Origin of the sequence: Mycobacterium genavense ATCC 51234 (genome assembly GCF_000526915.1) — a bacterium.
In the GTDB taxonomy this organism is placed as follows: Bacteria; Actinomycetota; Actinomycetes; order Mycobacteriales; family Mycobacteriaceae; genus Mycobacterium; species Mycobacterium genavense.
The window spans coordinates 65,038-83,347 of record NZ_JAGZ01000002.1 but is presented as its reverse complement, the minus strand read 5'-3'; the positions used below and the strand labels follow the sequence as shown (position 1 = coordinate 83,347).

Below are 18,310 nucleotides of genomic sequence, written 5' to 3'. Positions count from 1 at the left end.
GACTCAAGCCTGCAGGTCGGGTGCCCATCGTGGCGGGCGCACTTCCGGCCGGTGCGCCGAACGCGCGGCGGCCAACCTTGCCGCGCGCTCACCGTTGACAGCGGTTACCGGTGGCGGCTGGCCCTTGCGCAGCGTCGCGATCAACTCGCGGTAAGGGCCGATGATGATGATGATATAGACGGTGTCGCCGGCTTTCAGTAGGGCGTCGCGGCGGGGACGTAGCCGCACCGGTCCTTCCGGCCGCGTAATTGCGATGACCCGAGTCTGGGTGGACAAATCCACCATTCGTAGGCCATCGAGCTCGCTGCCTGGCGCCACCAGCATTCCACCGACCATGAAGGAGCGCTGCCCTACCCAAAACGTGCCCAGCACTTGCAGACCCATCGCCGCGCCAATGAACCACGGGGCCGCCAAGTCGACGATCGACCGCACGTTCTCGAAGCCGAACCGCCGATTCACCGCAGTGCTCAGCGCGCGCCCGTGCACACGCATGACGATTGGCACCTTGGTGTCGGATCCCAGGATCTCCAGCAAGACGATCCCGGTCTCGATGTTTTCCATGTCGTCCTGCGTCACCACCGCCACCCCGCGGGCGCGATCGACGCGGGCCGCTTCCAGCGTCTGACGCATCGCCGAGTCTCCGAAAATCACCGGCACGTCCAGTTCGGCCACGGTCGACAGAAATCGGTTGTTCGTATTCGGCTCGATGACGAGGACGTCGTATCCGGCGGCCGTCAGGTCGCTTACGACACGGACGCCAATCGAGCCCAGGCCGATCACCACGATGTGGTCGCGCATATGGCGGACCCGGCGCAACCCGACCGTCTGGACGAAGCGCCGCGACAGCATCAGGTCTGCGAGAAATGCGACGAGGATTGCGGTGACGATCGCCCCACCGAACATCAACCCGACATTGAACAGTCGCAGGAAAAGGGACTCCTGTCCGAAACCGAATTCGCCATATCGGACGGTCGTGATGGTCTCGGAGGTGAAGTACAGGGCATCCATCCACGACATCTGCTGATGCTGATACGCAAAGTGCTCCACGGCTGTGGAGCCGCAAGTGAGGAACAACGCAAAAGCCAACGAGGGAAAAAGCAGCGGGTTCACATCGTCGCGCATGGCTCGTGCGGCATCGATGGCGCGTCGGACCCGGGAATGATGCGAACGCGTCGCGGTAGACGGTGGCACCGTAATCCCCCGAGCTTCCAATTCATCTTTGACGCCGATCATCGAAGTCCAGTCGCCGGCATAGACCCGCAGATCCCGTCCGGGACACGGCACCACCTCGCCCGGGGTGGGTGAGTTCTTGCCATGCACCACCGCCACCGGAGCCAGGTCGGCGTAGATCTCGCGTAGCGCCGCGTTGTGGGGCGCCTCGGAACCCCAGACGACGAATTCGATACCGGCCGTGTCGAACTGGTGCGCATTGCGTGACAGAACTGCCTCTACGAGCGATGGTGCCGCGAGGTCGGCGACGTCCAAGATCGCGCCGGGACCGTTGACGGCGGTCACCGCTTCACGCAGCACATCGTTGGCCAGACGAGCCACCACACGGACATTGGGGCTGTATTCTCGTGCCAACAAGGCGATTTCGAGGTTGACGGCGTCGTTCGGCCCAGCGCAGACGACGGCTCGTGCGCGATGCACCCCGGCGCCGAGAAGATCGGCCGCGGTGTTGATCTTGATGATCCGCGCGCCCGCGCCCCGTAGCTCATCGGCGATCGTCTTCGACAGTCGGTCGTCGCCGCTGACGATGATTTCGCGATGGAATTGAAATATCTCGCCCATATTCCGACCTGTGCTGACACCAGCACCCGCTGGTTCATATGACTATCGGGCACAACGCTTGATAGCGCCACCGGAGAAGCCAGGATGTCAACTCCCGATCTTTATGAGGCGCAACAGGTTCGACTCGAATGCGTCACGCGGACGCAATAGTTGAGGCGTAAAAAGCGCTGTCGCGCCACTACGCAAAAGGAGCATTCTTGTCCGAAAAGACACCCGATGACATCTTCAAGCTCGCCAAGGACCGCAACGTAGAATACGTCGACGTCCGCTTCTGCGACCTGGCAGAAACCATGCAGCACTTTACGATTCCGATCTACGCCTTCGACGAGAACGTGTTTGAGGAGGGCCTGGCCTTCGACGGTTCCTCGATTCGCGGGTTTCAATCGATCCACGAGTCCGACATGCTGTTGCTGCCCGATCCGGAGACCGCGACCATCGACCCGTTTCGTGCCCGCACCACCCTCAACGTCAACTTCTTTGTGCACGACCCCTTCACTTTCGAGGTCTACTCGCGTGATCCGCGCAACGTCGCCCGCAAGGCGGAGAACTACCTGATCAGCTCGGGCATTGCGGACGTCGCCTACTTCGGCCCGGAAGCCGAGTTCTACATCTTCGACTCGGTGAGCTTCGACTCACGCACCAACGGCTCGTTTTACAAGGTGGACGCGACGTCAGGATGGTGGAACACCGGAGAAGCCAACGAGTCCGACGGCACCCCCAACCTCGGCTACAAGGTCCGCCCCAAGGGTGGGTACTTCCCGGTTGCGCCGACCGACCATTACGTCGATTTACGCGATGAGATTCTCACCCACCTGACCAACGCCGGTTTTGCTCTCGAGAAGGGCCATTACGAGGTGGGCAGCGGTGGCCAGGCCGAGATCAACTACAAATTCAACACCTTGCTCCACGCGGCCGACGACCACCAGATGTTCAAGTACATTGTCAAGCAAACCGCTTGGCACGCAGGCAAGACCGTGACATTCATGCCCAAGCCGCTCTTCGGTGACAACGACTCCGGCATGCACTGCCACCAGTCGCTGTGACGCGACGGCATCCCCTTGATGTACGACGACACCGGATATGCCGGCCTATCGGACCTGGCCCGCCACTACATCGGCGGACTGCTGTACCACGCCCCCTCGTTGCTGGCGTTCACCAACCCGACCGTCAACTCCTACAAACGGCTGGTGCCCGGCTACGAGGCCCCGATCAACCTGGTCTACAGCCAGCGCAACCGTTCAGCGTGTGTACGCATCCCGATCACCGGGAGCAACCCGAAGACCAAGAGGCTGGAATTCCGCTGCCCCGACTCGTCGGGTAACCCGTACCTGTCGTTCGCGGCTCAGTTGATGGCGGGCTTGGACGGGATCAGACACAAGATCGAGCCCCCGCCGCCGGTCGACAAGGACCTCTACGAGCTGCCGCCCGAGGAAGCCGCGGAGATTCCGCAGGCTCCCACCCAGTTGGCAGCGGTGATCGACCGGCTTGAGGAGGATAGTGAATACCTGACCGAGGGAGGCGTTTTCACGCCGAACCTGATCGAGACGTGGATCCACTACAAGCGCGACTACGAGCTTGCCCCTTTCAACCTCCGGCCGACCCCGCACGAGTTCGAGCTTTACTACGACGTTTAAACCAGCGGAGCTGCTGGCTCAGGCGCGCTCTTCGCGCCGGATCCGCCACCACGCGACGCCGGCGAAGAGCACGGCCAGCATCGCCAACATGGTCATGTCGAAAAGCCATGTCGACGCGGTGCGATGCCAGTGGGTGTCGTCGGCAATTCCCGCCACGAGGTGAGTCAGATCCGCCGTCGACGCGGTGGCCGCGAAGCCCCAGCGCCCGGGCGTGAACCAGGCCAGGGTTTCGAACAACGGTCGATTCGTCACCGGGATGAACCCGCCGGCCAGCACCAGTTGCGCCATCAGTGTCATCGCCAGCAGCACGATCACCTGATCACTGGTACGCGCCAGCGTCGAAATCGAAAGCCCCGCAACCACTTCCGTCACCGATGTTGCCGCGACGCCGACAAAAAGTTCCAACGTCGGGCGACCCAGGATCGCCGTGCCCGTCGGCCCGGGCTTGCCGATCCCGGGCGCCGTAACGATCAGGACCAGGATCGCCGACTGTGTCATCGCGACTCCGCCGAAGACCGCGATCTTCGCGAGAAGATATGCGGTGGAAGATAATCCGGCTGCCTGCTCGCGGCGGAAGATCGCACGCTCACCGACGAGATCGCGCGCGGTGAGTGTGATGCCCATCAGGATCGCGGCGAAGCTCGTCAAGGCGATCACGTGCTTGGCCTCGAACGGCACGGAGGTATCCGCGCGACCGAGTCCGGCGTGACCGGCCACGGTCAGTGGCAGCAGCCCGACGATGAACGGCAGTACGGTGAGAAATACGAAGTAGCCGCGGTTGGCCACGAGGAGGCGGACCTGTCCGCGCGCGAGCGTCCACAGCTGGCGCCATCGGCCGGCGCGTGTGGGTTGCGTCGGCTCCGCGGGCCGGATGAGCCGAACCATCGTCATCTCAGCTTGTGATCCGGCACTTGCCACGAAGCGACGCTGAACGCCGGCGGGGTCGGCGCAGACGATGCTGAAGATGTCGGCCCAGTCGACGGCTCCGATGACCGACCCGATCTCGTCAGGGCGACCGCAGAACGCGGTCTTGCCACCCGGCGCCAGCAGCAACACCTGGTCGCACACGTCAAGGAAGGTCAGCGAATGCGTCACCACCACGATCACGCGACCCGCGTCGGCAAGCCGACGCAACATCGCCATGACGGTGCGGTCCAGCGCCGGATCCAGCCCCGTCGTCGGCTCGTCGAGCACCAGCAGCGAGGGACGTATCAACAGCTCCAAGGCGATTGAAACGCGTTTGCGTTGCCCGCCCGACAACTTTTCGATGCGGGTCGCGGCGTGCGGTGTGAGCTCGAGTTCGTCGAGTACTGCCGCGATCACCTGACGGCGGTCGCAAGCCGCGGTTGCGGCAGGCATCCGCAGTTCCGCGGCGAACTCCAGCGCCTGCCCGACGGTCAACCGACCGTGCACGACGTCGTCCTGGGGTACCATCCCGATCCGGTTGTGCGACAACACGCATGCTGTCCCGTCCAGCGACACCGCCCCGGCCGTCGGCCTCGCAGCTCCGGCGATCACCTTGGCAAGAGTGGACTTGCCTGCTCCCGACGGACCGATTACGGCCGTCAGCGTCCCCGGCCGAGCGGTGAATGAAATTCGGTCCAATGCAACGAGATTGCCGTCCAGAGTGAGACTCACGTCGCGTACGTCAAGGCCGCCGACCGTGGCGGCCGGTGGGATTCGCGGGGTGATCACTGTCGTAGCGCAGGTCATCTGAGTCCTCACCCGATTAAGTAGGCCAGCGGGAGCACCACCAGCAGTGAGTCGATCCGATCGAGCAGACCTCCAAACCCGGGAAGCCAGCATCCGGCGTCCTTGACCCGGGCCTGCCGCTTCAACATCGATTCCAGGAGGCCACCGAAGACACCACCGACGGACACCGCGACAAGCAATCTGATCGAAATGGTGCCTAACAGCGTGAGGATGACGAATGCGCCGATGATCGCGCCGACCATCCCGCCGACCGTCTTGTTGGGGCTCAACGGGGAAACGGCCGACGCGCCCAAGCCATCCGGCGAAGCCCCTTTCCGCCACACCATGCGGCGACGTCGGTGGCCGCGACGGCAAAGCACAGCAGATAGGTGTCGTGCCACACCATGACGAGGTGAGACAGCGACCAGCAGATCCACAATGACGCGAATCCGGTAAAAGCCGTTCTCTTGGAGCCGTGTTCGACGTCGCCGCCCAGGACCGAGGGCGCCGCGCACAGCAGTGCGACGACGGGCGCGAGCTGCAGCAGCGACGGGCGCAACCACGCGGCGACCGGGGAGAGGACGGCCAGCGCGATGAGCAGGTAGGTATCCGCGCGGCGCAGCCTTGCCAGTCGCGCGTACTCGGTCACCGCGACGACGGCCAGCGCCGCCGCCAACACGGCGGTGGTGCCGCGACCGATACACACCGGGATGCCGACCGCGGGCGCGATGAGCGCCCAGGTGCGCCACTTCTGGATCAGTTCCGGCTTGCGGGAGACGAGTACGACGATGCCCGCCAACGCCAGGATCGCCACCGTAACCCACAGCAGAAACACGGCCCGGGAGTAGAGGTGGATGCGCAGCGGACCCAGGTCGACGTTGAGCGGCATCCGCCGATCCCCGCGGACGAACGACAGGTAGTTCTCGACGATCGCCATGTCAGGATGCGAGCGCATAGCGGTCGGCCACGCTGTCCTCGCGCAAAGCCAGCACGTGTGCCCACAGCTGCGCGGTCGACGTGGTGTGCGGGTCCAGCGGCGCGCCGACGTGGACGTGCATCGGGGCGGGGGAGTAATGGCCGTCCTTGGGCAGCACGTCGGCGGTCCCCGCGATCGCGACGGGTATGATCGGCACGCCGCAATCGCGCGCCAATCGTATTGCACCGGAACGAAACTCACCAATGGTGCCGTCAGTCGACCGGGTCCCCTCGGGGTAGATGACGACGGCGCGTCCGGCCTTCAGCGCGGGTTTGGCCGCCGCGAGCAGCGCGGCGTAGTTGCCGTCGCCGGACCGCCGTACCGGCAGGATCCCGGCCAGCGGAGCCGACGCAACCCGCACGCGCCGGCCGACGGCGGAAGCGCCGCGAGCAGCACCGCGGTGTCGGCGTGCGAGCTGTGGTTGGCCACGACCACGCAACCACCGGTGGCGCGAAAGCGCCCGGTGACCCTCAGGCCGCCCGACGCGGCGCACACGGTCCGCCAGAGCCAGTGCCGAAGCATGCTTGGCATCCGGTTCGCGGTCATGCCGCCACTGCCGTCAAGGGTTGCGTGACGAGGTTCAGCGGTTGGGTGATCGTGTTGATCGGCTGCGTGACCGCATCGATGTGCTCGACCAAGACGACGCGCTGAAGTTTCAGCTCGCGGTGGGCCGCCCGCAGCCGCAGCACCGTGGTGATCAGTGAACCGTTCACCAGCTGCGCCAGCAGCACCGGCATGACGACCGGAAACGCCGTGGCCAGCACCACGAACAGGCATCGTTCGGTCTTGCCGAGCGGGCCGCCGTTGCGCCGCGTTGCGCCCGCTGCGGCCGCGGCCAGGGACGCGAACGTCGGAAGCGTCGCCGCGAGCGCGGCAACGAGCACCTGCAGCACGAGCCAGGACAGCCAGTGTAGTCCGGGACCGTGCTGCCGGGCCGCCCACACCGCCAGGCCGGCGAAGGCGAACAGGTCAGCCGTGCGGTCGCCGAGCTCGTTGACCACGAACCCCCACGGCCGGCTCACGCCGCGGGCACGCGCCACCGCGCCGTCCAGGTTGGCCCCGGCCAGCCGCAGCACCAGGAACAGCGCCGCGAGCGGCCAGCATCCGAACGCGACCGCTACTCCGGCCGCGGCGGCGATGACGCCGGCAACGGTGAACACATCCGGGGAGACCCGCCGCGCCACAGCGGCGTCGACAAACGGCTTCAAGCGCCTGGTGAACCACGGCTTGAGCGCGTAGAGGCTGGTCACGGCCGGCTCCTTTCGTGTCGTGCCGATTTGTTGCACATTCGCGGCCTGGGTGGCCTTGCGATTGCGATGAGTACATCGACCCGCAGCGACTACCGATCCCAAAAACCGTCGGCAGGACAAGGGCGCGTGCCTGTAGGAGGATGAACCGATGCGAGGGGTCATGGTTTTTGCGAGTTTTGCCGCTGCCATCGCCGTTGCCGCCCCGGCACAGGCCGATCCGGGTACAAATTCGAACTTTCTGACCGAGCTGAAGAACGCCGGCATCACCTATCAGACGCCGAGCGCCGCCATCGGGGTCGGCAAGAGCTGTCCGGCCGGCGCTACCTGACGGACCGCGCCTACTCCGGCCGGCCGGGCGCTCAACTCGACCGGTAGGCGTTTGAATCCGTGCAGAGTGACCAGCTCGAGTGGTTCGGGCCGTTCGAGCAGGCGCAGATCCGGGAACCGGTCGAACAGGCTGCGCAGGGCGATGGCACCCTCAATTCGTGCCAGGGCCGCGCCGAGGCAACCGTGGATCCCTGAGCCGAACGCCACGTGATCTTTCGCATTGGACCGGGTGATGTCGAACCGGCCGGGGTCGCTGAACACGCGTGGGTCGCGGTTGGCGCCACCCAATCAACAGCACGAACATCGAACCGGCACGAATGTGCTCGCCGGCGATCTTGGCGTCGCGGCGGGCGGTGCGCACGAGCATCTGCACCGGGCTTTCGAATCGCAGCATCTCCTCGACTGCCGCCGGCCACAACGACGGGTCGTCGCGCAGCAGGGCCAGTTGACGGGGATGCTGCGGCAGCAGCACGATTCCGTTGCCGATCAGGTTGACCGTCGTTTCGAAGCCGGCGCCCACCAGAAGTGCTGCGTTGGCCGCGAATTCGCGATGAGTCAGCTCCCCACCGGCGGCCACCCGGCCGAACGGATCGTCGCGCGCATCACCCGCGCGGGCCTGCTGGATGAATTGCGCGGCGTAACGGTCGACTTTGCGCAGCCGCTCGACGGCGTCGAGGAACATTTTCCAGCTGGTACCGAAATCCAGCAGGGGAGCCAGGCTGTACCCCCATTCGCGCACCTGCGGGCGCGCATCGACTGGCAACCCGAGGATCTCGGTGATCACGGCCACCGGCAGTTCGGCCGCGAAGTCGGCGACCAGGTCGGGCCGTGGGTTTCGCCCCAAGCCGTCGAGCAGTTCACCGGTGATCTCTTCGACGCGGGCGCCGAGCCTGTCGATGGCCCGAGGCGTGAAGCTCTGGGCGAACAAGCGCCGGTAACGGGTGTGATCCGGGGGGTTCGACATCATTATCGCCGGACGCTCGACCGGATTGGGCAGGCCGGGATCCGTTCGGTCCAGCAAGGCCGGGACCGGCTGCGGCAGAGGCGCATTCACGATGTTGGTGACCCCGAACCGGTCATCACGCAACACCATTCGGCAAATCTCGTGGTCGGCGCTCACCCACACGAACGGCCGTCGTACCAGGCGGCCCTGCTGCCTGATGTCTTCCACCAGACGATACATTTCGTCTCCGCGGGCCCGGGGCCCAGTAGAAACCGGGCCAACGGTTGTCCGCGGCGAGCCTGCACCGCCAAGAAGGCGCGCGGCGCACCGTACCTCGCCACCCAGCGAAACCAGATGCTCGTCCGGATAACGATCCTCCTTGGGCGGGACGCGACGTCGTGGCCGGAACATATTACCGTGGCCTGGTAGCGCGCGGTACAGGTAATCCCTAGGCGGGACACAACGATTCCTCACGGTACGGCACCAGGATGTAACCAGAACGGGGATTGAATAGCGCGTAGCGGCACCCGAGCCGCTGGTGAGGGGGATGATTGGGTTACCAAGGAAATTCGGTCGTTACGCCTGCTACCCGCGAACCTCTCTGCGCAGTGGCCGACGTCGGCGTCCGACCCGCTGCCGATGCCCGTACCAGGCCGCGGCTGCGCGGTTGGATTCACCTCTATTGCGCCGTAGGGGCCTTCTTTGCGGGTACCATGCTCGTGGCGTTGTCGTGGGTCCTGGATCCAAGCGGGTCGGGCACTCGACGTTGACCTACACCTTGGCGATTGCGGCGATGTTCGCGGTCAGCGCTATTTACCACCGCGTCTCCTGGGAGTCGGTGACCGCCAGAAAGTGGATGCGACGGCTCGACCATTCGATGATCTTCGTATTCATCGCTGGCAGCTACACACCGTTTGCCAGGTTGGACATGCCGCGCGAGACCGGGTACGTGGTGCTGGCCATCGTGTGGGGCGGGGCGGTGGCCGGAATCGCGCTGACGCTGTTTTGGCCGTCGGCGCCGCGGTGACTCGGGGTGATGTTGTACCTGCTACTGGGCTGGGTTGCGATCTGGTACACCCCGCTGATCCTGCATAACGCCGGAGTCGCCGCGACCGTGTTACTGGCCGTCGGCGGGGCGCTGTACAGCATCGGTGCGGTCTTCTATGGGCTGCGCTGGCCCGACCCGTGGCCAAGGACATTCGGTTATCACGAGTTTTTTCACGTGTGCACCGCGGTCGCGGCGATCTGCCAATACATTGCGATGTGGTTCGCTGTCTTTTAAGAACGTCACTCCCGCCACATCGGCATCGCGAAGTGTGGGGCCACGTCGTTAGACACGCAATAGTGCATTTCAGATATGGTCTAGCCCAACCCTTTTAATACTGGCGCGGCCGGTATGTTCAAAGACCCAATGCCGGGACGTTTGCGAGGGCAGTAGCCTCTGTTGCTATGCCGGTGGCTGCTCGGGCGGCGTTGTCCGCGATGTGCGCATTGCTGCTGGCGATCAGCGGCGTCGGGGCAGCAGGAAAGTTACATGCCGAGCCGGTCACGCCGGGAGTGCGCGGCAAAGTGGTGGGCTGGGACACGTATCGGCGATTGGATCTGCTGCCGTATCTGAGCGCCGACGCGCAAACGCTGCAAATGTCGAGCTTCGACCGCATCTGTGGGGATTTCGACATCTCCACGGGCAACAAGAACGGCAGCGGTGGATGTCTGACGTCCGGCGGTGCCGGTTGCGTGGTTGCCGAGGATCACGGTGCCGGAGAAGTCGATTCGATCTGGTTCACCCGCGACGGCGGCAACGTGCGTGCAATCGGCGCGATCCGCATCGAACTGGACGGTCAGACAGTCGTCGACGCCCCGCTGCAGTCGTTGGTCGACGGCGCGCTGGATGCGCCATTCGTGTGGCCGCTGGTCGCCAACGCCGCGCAGTCGCCAGGTGGCGTCTACATCAAAGTGCCGATGCCGTATCGGCAGTCGATGCGGATCAGCGTCGCTTCGCATTTGGAGTACTACCACGTCGACTATCGCCGGTTCTCCACCGCCGACGGCGTGCGTACTTTCTCGAGAACGGACCCCGCGCTGGATGTGATAGCCACCCTGCGCGCCGCGGGTATCAGCGACCCCAAACCGGCAGAACCCGCTGCGGAACACGCTAATCAGTCCCTCGATGTTCCAGCTGGTGCTGGGCGAACGGTCGGCGAAACGGTCGGGTCGGGAATGATCTCCGCACTGCACATGCGGCTGCCGGAACCGACCGATCAAATCCTTTCAGGGTTGCGGCTTCAGATCGAGTTCGACGGACTCACTATGGTCGACTCCCCGCTAGGCGAATTCTTTGGCGCGGGACTGGGCGCCAACCATGTGCGATCGCTGATGTTCGCTGCGACGCCACAGTCCAACGGATCGATATCGTTATCATGTTGGTGGCCAATGCCTTTTGCGCGCAACGCACACATCAGCCTGGTCAACACCACGGCTGATCCCGTGTCCGGAATCGACACCGATGTCGTCACTACTCCGGACCCGCAATGGGCGCCCGCGTTGGCCAGCGGCCGTGCGGGCTACTTCACCGCGCGCTCGCGGGCCGGGCCAACGACGATCGGTCAGGATTGGTTGTTCGCCGATGAACACGGCCACGGAAAATTCGTCGGTGTCAGCCAGGCGATCCATGGCTCGAGGATTAGGACGTCGTTCGGCGATGACGCCCCATACTTTCTCGAGGGTGCCGAACGTGCCTACACAGACGGCTCCGCATCGCCACAGTGGTACGGCACCGGCACCGAGTATTTCTACGAAGGTGGTTGGTATTTCAAGGGCGGGACCCGCTACAGCGACCCTCTCACCGGTCAACCGGATCGACGCACGACAACCGGCGGATGCGCGGACTACTGTGTCGCCGTCTACCGGCTGATGCTCGCCGACGCTGTCAGCTACCACTCGGCGATTCGATTCGGCATTGAGCATGGCAAGCGCAACATGGTCCAACCCGAGTACAGCTCAACGGCATTCCTCTACGCCCAGCCGAACGACACCATTACTGCCGGTGACGACGTCAATACCGGCGATCCCGTCGGACGATTTCTGCACGGCTACAACGACACTGACGCTGACGACCGTGGACTGATCAGCCAATACGAGGGGAGCGAGGACACTCGAACCATCGCCGGATTGGTTCGCGCGACCACCGCCGCAATCACATTCCACGTCCAAATCGATCCGGACAATCGCAACGTCCTGGTGCGCCGCACCTCGGATCAGGAGACCGGCTACCAGTCAGCAGGCGTCGCCATCGATGGCGTTCCCGCACGAAACTGGTTGCAGCCACGCAGCAATGGTTCACACCGTTGGCTAGACGACACCTATTTGGTGCCGGAAACTCTCACCGCGGGCAAAGCTCTCATCACGATCACGCTTACCCCCGCTCCGGACAGCCCGCCGTGGACCGCCAGCCGCTATCACATCGACACGATGACTGGCCCGCGAGCGGGTTAGGGCCCGCTGCCGACTAGGTTGTTGTGCTGCGGGCAGTAAGCGTGGACCGAGGTGGTCACGTACGCCTCGGCGTGGCCGCTCAGCGCGGGATTGCTCGCTCGGAAATCGGCGATTACCTGCTGCACCGTCATGCCCAGACGGATGTTCTCGCACACCATCTTTCCGTTGTAAACGGCGGCGTCCGGGTTGGCGAACGAGATTCCCTGGTCGTTGAGAATCTGGATGTACTTGTTGTCCTGTGCCGGTGTCGACACGATCGAAGACGGGGCGGTCGTCGATGCCGGTGCGGGGGCCGGGGCCGTCGTGGATGTCGGTGCCGCCGTTGGTGGGGGCGCCGCGGCTTTGGGATGACTGGTCAAAAGCGAACGCCCAAGCACGATCGCCCCCGCGATTACCAGCCCGGCCGCGAACAGCGCAGCGGCCGTGCGCCAGGTGGCACGCCACGATTGGCGCGGGTTGGCCGCGTCGCTGGGGACATCGTCGTCGGCGTCGTCGCGTGACCACGCGTAGCCGCCCGAGTTCGCCGAAGTGGCCGCCTCGGGTTCCGCGGCCGTGGGCGCGGCGACGGTCTCACTGCCGTCGAGCCCGACGGTCTTGTCGGTACCAGGAACCGGCTCGGACATGACGGCCATGGTACGGGCCGCCGGCGACGAGTCGGGGTGCTAGTCGGGTGCCCGGGTGCCAAGCAGTTCGCGGACCTGCGGACGGGTCCCTTCGGACCGCAGCAGGTAACTGGCCGGTCGCGGCCGCACTTTCAGCGGCCACCAGAACCAGCGCTTCAACAGCGCGGCGATGGAGGGCGTCATGAACGCGCGCACGATCAGGGTGTCGAACAGCAGGCCCAGACCGATCGTGGTTCCGATCTGGCCGATCACCTTCAGGTCGCTGACGACCATGGAGGCCATCGTGACGGCGAATACCAGGCCCGCGGCCGTGACGACCTTTCCGGTACCGCCCATCGCCCGAATGATGCCGGTGTTGATTCCGGCGCCGAGTTCTTCTTTCATTCGCGAGACAAGCAGCAGGTTGTAATCGGATCCCACCGCCAACAGGATGATGACCGACATCGGCAATACGAGCCATTCCAACCCGAGCCCGATGATGTGCTGCCAAAGCAGCACCGACAATCCGATGGATGCCCCCAGCGAAGTCACCACCGTACCGACGATCACCATTGCCGCCACAAAACTCCGCGTGATCATCAGCATGATCGCGAAAATGAGGCAGAGAGAAGCGATTCCGGCGATCATGAGGTCATATCGGGACCCGTCGTGCAGGTCTTTGTAGGTCGCGGAGACGCCACCGACATAGATGCTGGTGTTCTCCAGCGGTGTCGACTTCAACGCCTCCTCGGCGGCGGTCTTGATCGCCTGGACGCGCGCGATGCCTTCGGGCGTGGCGGGATCACCCCGGTCCGAAATCGTCATCCGCGCGGCCTTGCCGTCCGGCGAGAGGAACAGTCCCATGACCTTTTGGAAGGTGGGGTTCTTGAAAACTTCCGGCGGGAGGTAGAACGTGTCGTCGTTCTTCGCCGCGTCGAACGCCTCGCCCATCTCCGTCGAGATGTTGCCCTGCGAGTCCGCCTGGCCGATGATCCCGGTCATGGTGGAGTGCATGGTCAGCATCATCGTGCGCATGCTTTTCATGGTTTCGATCTGAATCGGCAACTCGGCGGCCAGTTTTGGTATCAGCACATCGATCTTGTCGATGTTGATCACCAGTTCGCCCAGCTTGTCGTTGATCGCGTCGATGCCGTCGAACGAATCGAATAGAGACCGGATCGCGAAGCAGACGGGAATGTCGTAGCAATGCTTTTCCCAGTAGAAATAGCTGCGGATCGGCCTCAGGAAGTCCTCGAAATTCGAGATCTGATCGCGTAGCTCACCCGTGATCTGCTGGACTTCGTGCGTTCTGAGTGCCAGGTCGTGAGTGACGACGTTGAGCTGCAGAATCAGGCGATACAGCGTCGTCGTGATTGCGATGGTTTTATTCAGCTCGTCGGCCTGCTTGAGCATGTCGTTCATGCGAGCTTTTTGATACTCGAGATTCACCAACTGGCTTGCGTTCATCACGCCGAACCGGAACGGAATCGTCGTGTGCGCCATCACCGTTCCCGACGGACGGGTGACAGATTGCACCCGGGACACGCCCGGAACCGCGAGAACACCCTTGGCCAATCGCTCCAAGACCAGGAAGTTCGACGGATTGCGCATGTCGTGATCGGCCTCGACCAACACGAACTCGGGCAACATCCGGCCCAGAGGGAAGTGCCGACTTGCGGCCGCGTATCCCTGGTTGGTCGGGAGGTCGTCGGGGAGATACACCCGGTCGTGGTAGTTGGTCGTATATCCCGGCAGGGCGAGCAGGCCCACCAGCGTGACCGCGCATGCCGCGGCAAAAATGGGCCCCGGCCACCGGACGACTGCCGTGCCGATGCGCCGCCAACGCCGATCGGTGAGCCTTCGCCGGGGTTCCAGCAGGCCGACCCGGCCACCGATCGCAAGAACGGCCGGAACCAACGTGAGGGCGATCGCCACCGCGACCAACATGCCGACCGCGCAAGGGATACCGATCGTTTGGAAATAGGGCATTCGGGTGAAGCTGAGGCAGAACACCGAGCCGGCGATCGTCAACCCGGAAGCCAGGACGACCTTGGCGGTACTGCGGTACGTGGTGAAATAAGCCGTCTCCGGATCTTCGCCGGCCTGCCGCGCCTCTTGATAGCGGCCGACGAAGAAGATTCCGTAATCGGTCCCGGCCGCCAGCGCGAGTGTGACCAGCAGATTAACGGCGAACGTGGAAAGACTGATGGCGTCGATGCTGCCCAGGAAGGCGACGATTTGCCGGGCCACTTGCAGTTCGATTCCGACCATCAGCGACAACACAATGACGGTGGTGAGTGAGCGGTAGATCAGCAGCAGCATGATGAAGATCACCGCGAGACTCACCAGGGTGACTTTGAGCAGCGTCTTCTGACCGCTGTGGTTCAGGTCGGAAATCAGCGGTGCGGGTCCGGTGACATAGACCTTGACCCCTGCCGGGGGCGGAATCTTGTTGACGATGTCGCGCACCGCGTCAGCTGATTCGTTCGCCAGGCGCGTGCCTTGATTGCCGGCGAGTTTCAGCTGCACGTATGCGGCTTTGCCGTCGTCGCTTTGCGCGCCGCTGGCCGTGACGGGGTTTCCCCACAAGTCCTGGATGTGCTGGATATGCTCCGGGTCGCTGGCCAATTGCTGCAGCAATTGGTTGTAGTAGTGGTGAGCGTCGTCGCGCAGCGGCTGCTGGCTCTCCAGGACGATCATTGCCAATGCGTCGGAATTGGATTCCTTGAAGTCCTGGCCCAGGCGCTGCATGGCCTGGATCGACGGCGCATCTTTGGGGCTCAACGATACCGAACGCTGTTGCTCCACCTTCTCGAGCGAGGGGACGCCCATCGTCACGACGACGGTAAGAGCCAGCCACGCCAAGACGATGGCCACAGACAACCGATGGATCGTCCGCGCGACGAAGGGGGTGCGGCGTTCGCCGTCCACGCGTGGATGGCTCATGCGGCCCTCAGCCAGCAGATGTTGTCGGCGTTCACATCAGGCGTGTTCCCGCTGAAGCGCGCCGTCCCCCCGGGTGCGCCAGCAGCTGCTGTCACTAGTTTTCGTCTCCTCTGGTGGTGCGTCGACCCGCCGCGAGAGCGGGTGGCGTCCAGGCAACGCTTCCAAAGTCTCTCATTGATGAATCGACGGCGACAGGAAACGTATTACAGGCTGCGGCCACCGGCACCGCTCGAACCCACCCACAAGGCCCATGACCTGCGGCAATAGCTTCCAGCTCGGTGTCAGATGGCGGCATTTCTGATGTGCCAGTAAGTTCACGAGGGGGGCAATCGGGCTGTTTCCGCGCGGAGTTTCGCGCAAGGACGGGTGTCAATGCATTGGGCGATCACTGGCGCGACCGGGTTTCTCGGTATTCACATCCTGGGTGAACTCCTCCGCGGGGACGACACGTTCACCCTGCTGTCCCGGCCGCCGTCGGACCCTATCGCCCGGATCGGCAAGGCGCTACCGCTCGCGGTCACCGATGGGCAGGTGTGGACCGAGGAGGAGTTGCGCGACCGGTTCACCGTCGTGGCGGTGGACCTCGCTGCGCCCAAACTGGGGCTCTCCGACGAGCGATTCCGGGAGCTGGCCGACAGCGCCGATGCCATCCTGCACTGCGCCGGCAGCATAGAGCTGGACGCCGATCTCGCCGACCTGCGCCGAACCAACGTCGGCGGAACGACCCGGATCCTCGAACTGGCCGAGGCCGGATCACGGGCACCAGATCTGTTCCACGTGTCGACCGCCTTCGTCGTCGGGAAGCGCCGCTCGGGTCTGATCTGCGAGTCGGAGCTGGCGGACGACGAAGGCATCGAGAACAACTACGAGCAGTCCAAATTCGAGGTCGAGTCGCTGGTGCGGGATTGGGCGCAGCGCACCGGGCGCCGCGTCGTGGTGCTGCGGCCGAGCGCTCTGATCGTCGACCGGCCGCCGCATCCGGACTTCCCCCTGCATCCGCTGTCCTTTCTATCGACGTCCGCGGACAGCGGTATGCGCCTGTTCTCCGTGTCTGGGCGGCCAATGCGCACCAAGATGTCGATCAGGCTTAGGGGCGATCTCAACGGCCATCTGAACTACATGCCTGCTGACGAAGCCGCCGACGAGATGGTCCGCCTGATGCGGCTGGCCCCCGACGGCCTGAGCACCTACCACGTCGTCCACCACCACGACGTCAGGGTGCAAACGCTGGTGGACTTGTTCAACGCTCTCACCGATACCGCTGACGTTGGTCGACGGCCCGATCGAGGACCCCAATCTGCTGGAACGACGCCTGCGGTGGGCCAGCGGCTTCTTTCCCTACCTGGCGCACAGTCGGACTTACGACACGACCAATGCCCGAGCCGTGATCGGTGAGCCGCACCGCGAGACCATCGTCGACTTCGACTATCTGCTGGGCAGCGTGGGCCGGTACAAGCGCTACCTCACGTTCAAACGCGAGAAGCACCAACCCCGGGAGGCGGTGGCGCCCCTAGTGTCGGTCGGGAGTCCATTCGACGTCAGCGTGCACAGCGCCGACGCGGCGCGCCCGATTCGGGGTTTGACTTTCATAGTCACGGTGGGACGAAGCGGATCGACCGCACTGTCGCGGATCCTCACCGCTCACCCAGATGTGCTCAGCCTCAACGAGTTCTACCTATCGATGCGCGCCTCGTCGGTGGCCGACCAGCCGCTGTCGGGCGAACAGTTCTGGCGGATGCTGGCCGAACCGCACCCGATTTTCGACTCCATGGTCCGCGGTGGTTCGGCCATGCCGGAGTTCATTTATCCGCGACTGCAGGGAACCCGGTTCGACGCGAACACCACCGGGATTCCCGCGATCTCGATGATGACGCTGCCGCATCTGTCCTCGGACCCCGATGGTGTGTTCGACGCGCTCGCGGCGGAGGTTCCGACGTGGCCGGGGCAGACGTCGCGGATGCACTATGAACAGCTCTTCTCTTGGCTTGCAAAGCATTTCGGCGGGACTGTCGTCGTGGAACGGTCAGCCATGTCGCTGAGCAGTGTCCCGTGGCTGCGCGAGACCTTCCCGGACGCGAAGTTCGTGCACCTGTTTCGCAACGGTCCCGACACCGCGGTCTCGATGAGCGAGCACACCGGATTCCGTTTGATGGCGCTGATCCAAGACGCGCTGGACCTTCTCGATCTCGACCCGGAGCGTCGACACTCCGGCCTGCGGCTGGATCCCACGGCGATACCGATCGAGCTCGCGTCTCTGGTCGGCGACACCTGCGAGGTCGACACCTTGATGGGTCAGAACCTGCCCATCGCCCGCTTCGGCCGGATGTGGAGCGAGCTGATCGTCACCGGCGAGGCCGAGCTCGCCCACCTGTCCGCGGACCGCTACCTTCCGCTGTCTTACGCGGATCTGGTAGCGGACACCCACTCGTCGCTGGCGCAGCTGGCGAGCTTTCTGGATGTCGAGGTTGACCCGAAGTGGCTGGAATGCGGCGCCGGCGTCATCGACTCGAAGTACACCGGCGCCTCTGCGCGGCTGTCCGCCGAGGAACTGCAAGCGGTCGTCGAAAGCTGTGCTCCCGGTACGGCCTGCCTTGCCAAACACGCCGTCGGCGCGGAAACGGGCGGGGTTTCCGCGGCCCAGTGAGACAGAGATA

Annotated in this window: 12 protein-coding genes and 4 pseudogenes; 6 read left to right on the top strand and 10 right to left on the bottom strand. The window is 64.2% G+C overall.

All coding sequences use genetic code 11. The annotated features are described in order from the left end of the window. Nucleotides 1–3: 3 nt before the first annotated feature. Nucleotides 4–1,791 (bottom strand): NAD-binding protein, encoded by a 1,788-nt coding sequence (locus T428_RS0105000; protein ID WP_025735611.1) that lies wholly within the window; start codon nucleotides 1,789–1,791, stop codon nucleotides 4–6. Between the two features lie 197 nt (nucleotides 1,792–1,988). On the opposite strand from T428_RS0105000, the pseudogene glnA reads away from it, so the two are divergent. Then, a pseudogene (glnA, locus tag T428_RS25715) lies at nucleotides 1,989–3,425 on the top strand (type I glutamate--ammonia ligase). 18 nt (nucleotides 3,426–3,443) lie between these two features. On the opposite strand, the gene T428_RS0104990 reads toward glnA, so the two are convergent. The 6 genes and pseudogenes from T428_RS0104990 to T428_RS0104975 all read right to left on the bottom strand — a co-directional run bounded on the left by T428_RS0104990 (nucleotide 3,444) and on the right by T428_RS0104975 (nucleotide 7,343). Next, nucleotides 3,444–4,640 carry an ABC transporter permease gene (locus tag T428_RS0104990; protein WP_425411994.1) on the bottom strand — a complete coding sequence of 399 codons (1,197 nt, stop codon included), beginning with the start codon at nucleotides 4,638–4,640 and terminating at the stop codon, nucleotides 3,444–3,446. Nucleotides 4,641–4,658: 18 nt separating this feature from the next. After that, a pseudogene (locus T428_RS35955) lies at nucleotides 4,659–5,009 on the bottom strand (ATP-binding cassette domain-containing protein); the annotation flags it as partial. A gap of 137 nt (nucleotides 5,010–5,146) precedes the next feature. Then, nucleotides 5,147–5,407, bottom strand: coding sequence for a phosphatidate cytidylyltransferase (locus T428_RS35635; protein ID WP_342666158.1), 261 nt, complete (start codon nucleotides 5,405–5,407; stop codon nucleotides 5,147–5,149). Further along, nucleotides 5,404–6,054, bottom strand: coding sequence for a phosphatidate cytidylyltransferase (locus T428_RS25710; RefSeq protein ID WP_342666157.1), 651 nt, complete (start codon nucleotides 6,052–6,054; stop codon nucleotides 5,404–5,406). Before T428_RS25710 ends, T428_RS35635 begins: the two co-directional genes overlap by 4 nt. Before the next feature lies 1 nt (nucleotide 6,055). Next, a complete protein-coding gene (locus tag T428_RS25705) occupies nucleotides 6,056–6,454 on the bottom strand; it encodes a lysophospholipid acyltransferase family protein (RefSeq protein WP_245604786.1) in 399 nt (132 codons plus the stop codon). A gap of 181 nt (nucleotides 6,455–6,635) precedes the next feature. After that, on the bottom strand, nucleotides 6,636–7,343 hold the full coding sequence (locus tag T428_RS0104975; protein WP_025735609.1) for a CDP-alcohol phosphatidyltransferase family protein: 708 nt from the start codon (nucleotides 7,341–7,343) through the stop codon (nucleotides 6,636–6,638). Between the two features lie 148 nt (nucleotides 7,344–7,491). Between T428_RS0104975 and T428_RS31660 the strand changes: the two genes are divergently transcribed. Further along, on the top strand, nucleotides 7,492–7,671 hold the full coding sequence (locus T428_RS31660) for a DUF732 domain-containing protein (protein ID WP_211243892.1): 180 nt from the start codon (nucleotides 7,492–7,494) through the stop codon (nucleotides 7,669–7,671). Here the strand turns inward: T428_RS31660 and T428_RS25700 are convergent. After that, nucleotides 7,614–8,981: pseudogene (locus T428_RS25700) on the bottom strand (cytochrome P450). The gene T428_RS31660 and the pseudogene T428_RS25700 overlap by 58 nt on opposite strands. A 240-nt stretch (nucleotides 8,982–9,221) precedes the next feature. Here T428_RS25700 and trhA point away from each other — a divergent pair. Both trhA and T428_RS0104955 read left to right on the top strand, forming a co-directional pair. Next, a pseudogene (gene trhA, locus T428_RS25695) lies at nucleotides 9,222–9,895 on the top strand (PAQR family membrane homeostasis protein TrhA). A 167-nt stretch (nucleotides 9,896–10,062) separates the two neighbouring features. Further along, complete coding sequence (locus tag T428_RS0104955; protein WP_025735608.1) at nucleotides 10,063–12,108, top strand: glycoside hydrolase family 172 protein; 2,046 nt, start codon at nucleotides 10,063–10,065, stop codon at nucleotides 12,106–12,108. Here the strand turns inward: T428_RS0104955 and T428_RS25690 are convergent. After that, nucleotides 12,105–12,731 (bottom strand): DUF732 domain-containing protein, encoded by a 627-nt coding sequence (locus T428_RS25690; protein WP_245604785.1) that lies wholly within the window; start codon nucleotides 12,729–12,731, stop codon nucleotides 12,105–12,107. The two genes, T428_RS0104955 and T428_RS25690, sit on opposite strands and share 4 nt — an antisense overlap. Nucleotides 12,732–12,770: 39 nt before the next feature. Beyond that, nucleotides 12,771–15,656, bottom strand: a complete 2,886-nt coding sequence (locus T428_RS0104945; protein WP_025735606.1) for an MMPL/RND family transporter — start codon at nucleotides 15,654–15,656, stop codon at nucleotides 12,771–12,773. A 372-nt stretch (nucleotides 15,657–16,028) separates the two neighbouring features. On the opposite strand from T428_RS0104945, the gene T428_RS34010 reads away from it, so the two are divergent. Together T428_RS34010 and T428_RS25680 are read left to right on the top strand one after the other, a co-directional pair. Next, nucleotides 16,029–17,051, top strand: coding sequence for an SDR family oxidoreductase (locus T428_RS34010; protein ID WP_051465129.1), 1,023 nt, complete (start codon nucleotides 16,029–16,031; stop codon nucleotides 17,049–17,051). Further along, a complete protein-coding gene (locus T428_RS25680) occupies nucleotides 17,041–18,300 on the top strand; it encodes a sulfotransferase (RefSeq protein WP_051465128.1) in 1,260 nt (419 codons plus the stop codon). Before T428_RS34010 ends, T428_RS25680 begins: the two co-directional genes overlap by 11 nt. Nucleotides 18,301–18,310 lie beyond the last annotated feature (10 nt).

What these genes read in the sequence shown, in the direction of transcription:
- T428_RS0105000 (WP_025735611.1), bottom strand. Translation starts at nt 1,791, where the DNA reads ATGGGCGAGATATTTCAATTCCATCGCGAAATCATCGTCAGCGGCGAC.
- T428_RS25710 (WP_342666157.1), bottom strand. Translation starts at nt 6,054, where the DNA reads ATGGCGATCGTCGAGAACTACCTGTCGTTCGTCCGCGGGGATCGGCGG.
- T428_RS31660 (WP_211243892.1), top strand. Translation starts at nt 7,492, where the DNA reads ATGCGAGGGGTCATGGTTTTTGCGAGTTTTGCCGCTGCCATCGCCGTT.
- T428_RS0104955 (WP_025735608.1), top strand. Translation starts at nt 10,063, where the DNA reads ATGCCGGTGGCTGCTCGGGCGGCGTTGTCCGCGATGTGCGCATTGCTG.
- T428_RS25690 (WP_245604785.1), bottom strand. Translation starts at nt 12,731, where the DNA reads ATGTCCGAGCCGGTTCCTGGTACCGACAAGACCGTCGGGCTCGACGGC.
- T428_RS0104945 (WP_025735606.1), bottom strand. Translation starts at nt 15,656, where the DNA reads ATGAGCCATCCACGCGTGGACGGCGAACGCCGCACCCCCTTCGTCGCG.
- T428_RS34010 (WP_051465129.1), top strand. Translation starts at nt 16,029, where the DNA reads ATGCATTGGGCGATCACTGGCGCGACCGGGTTTCTCGGTATTCACATC.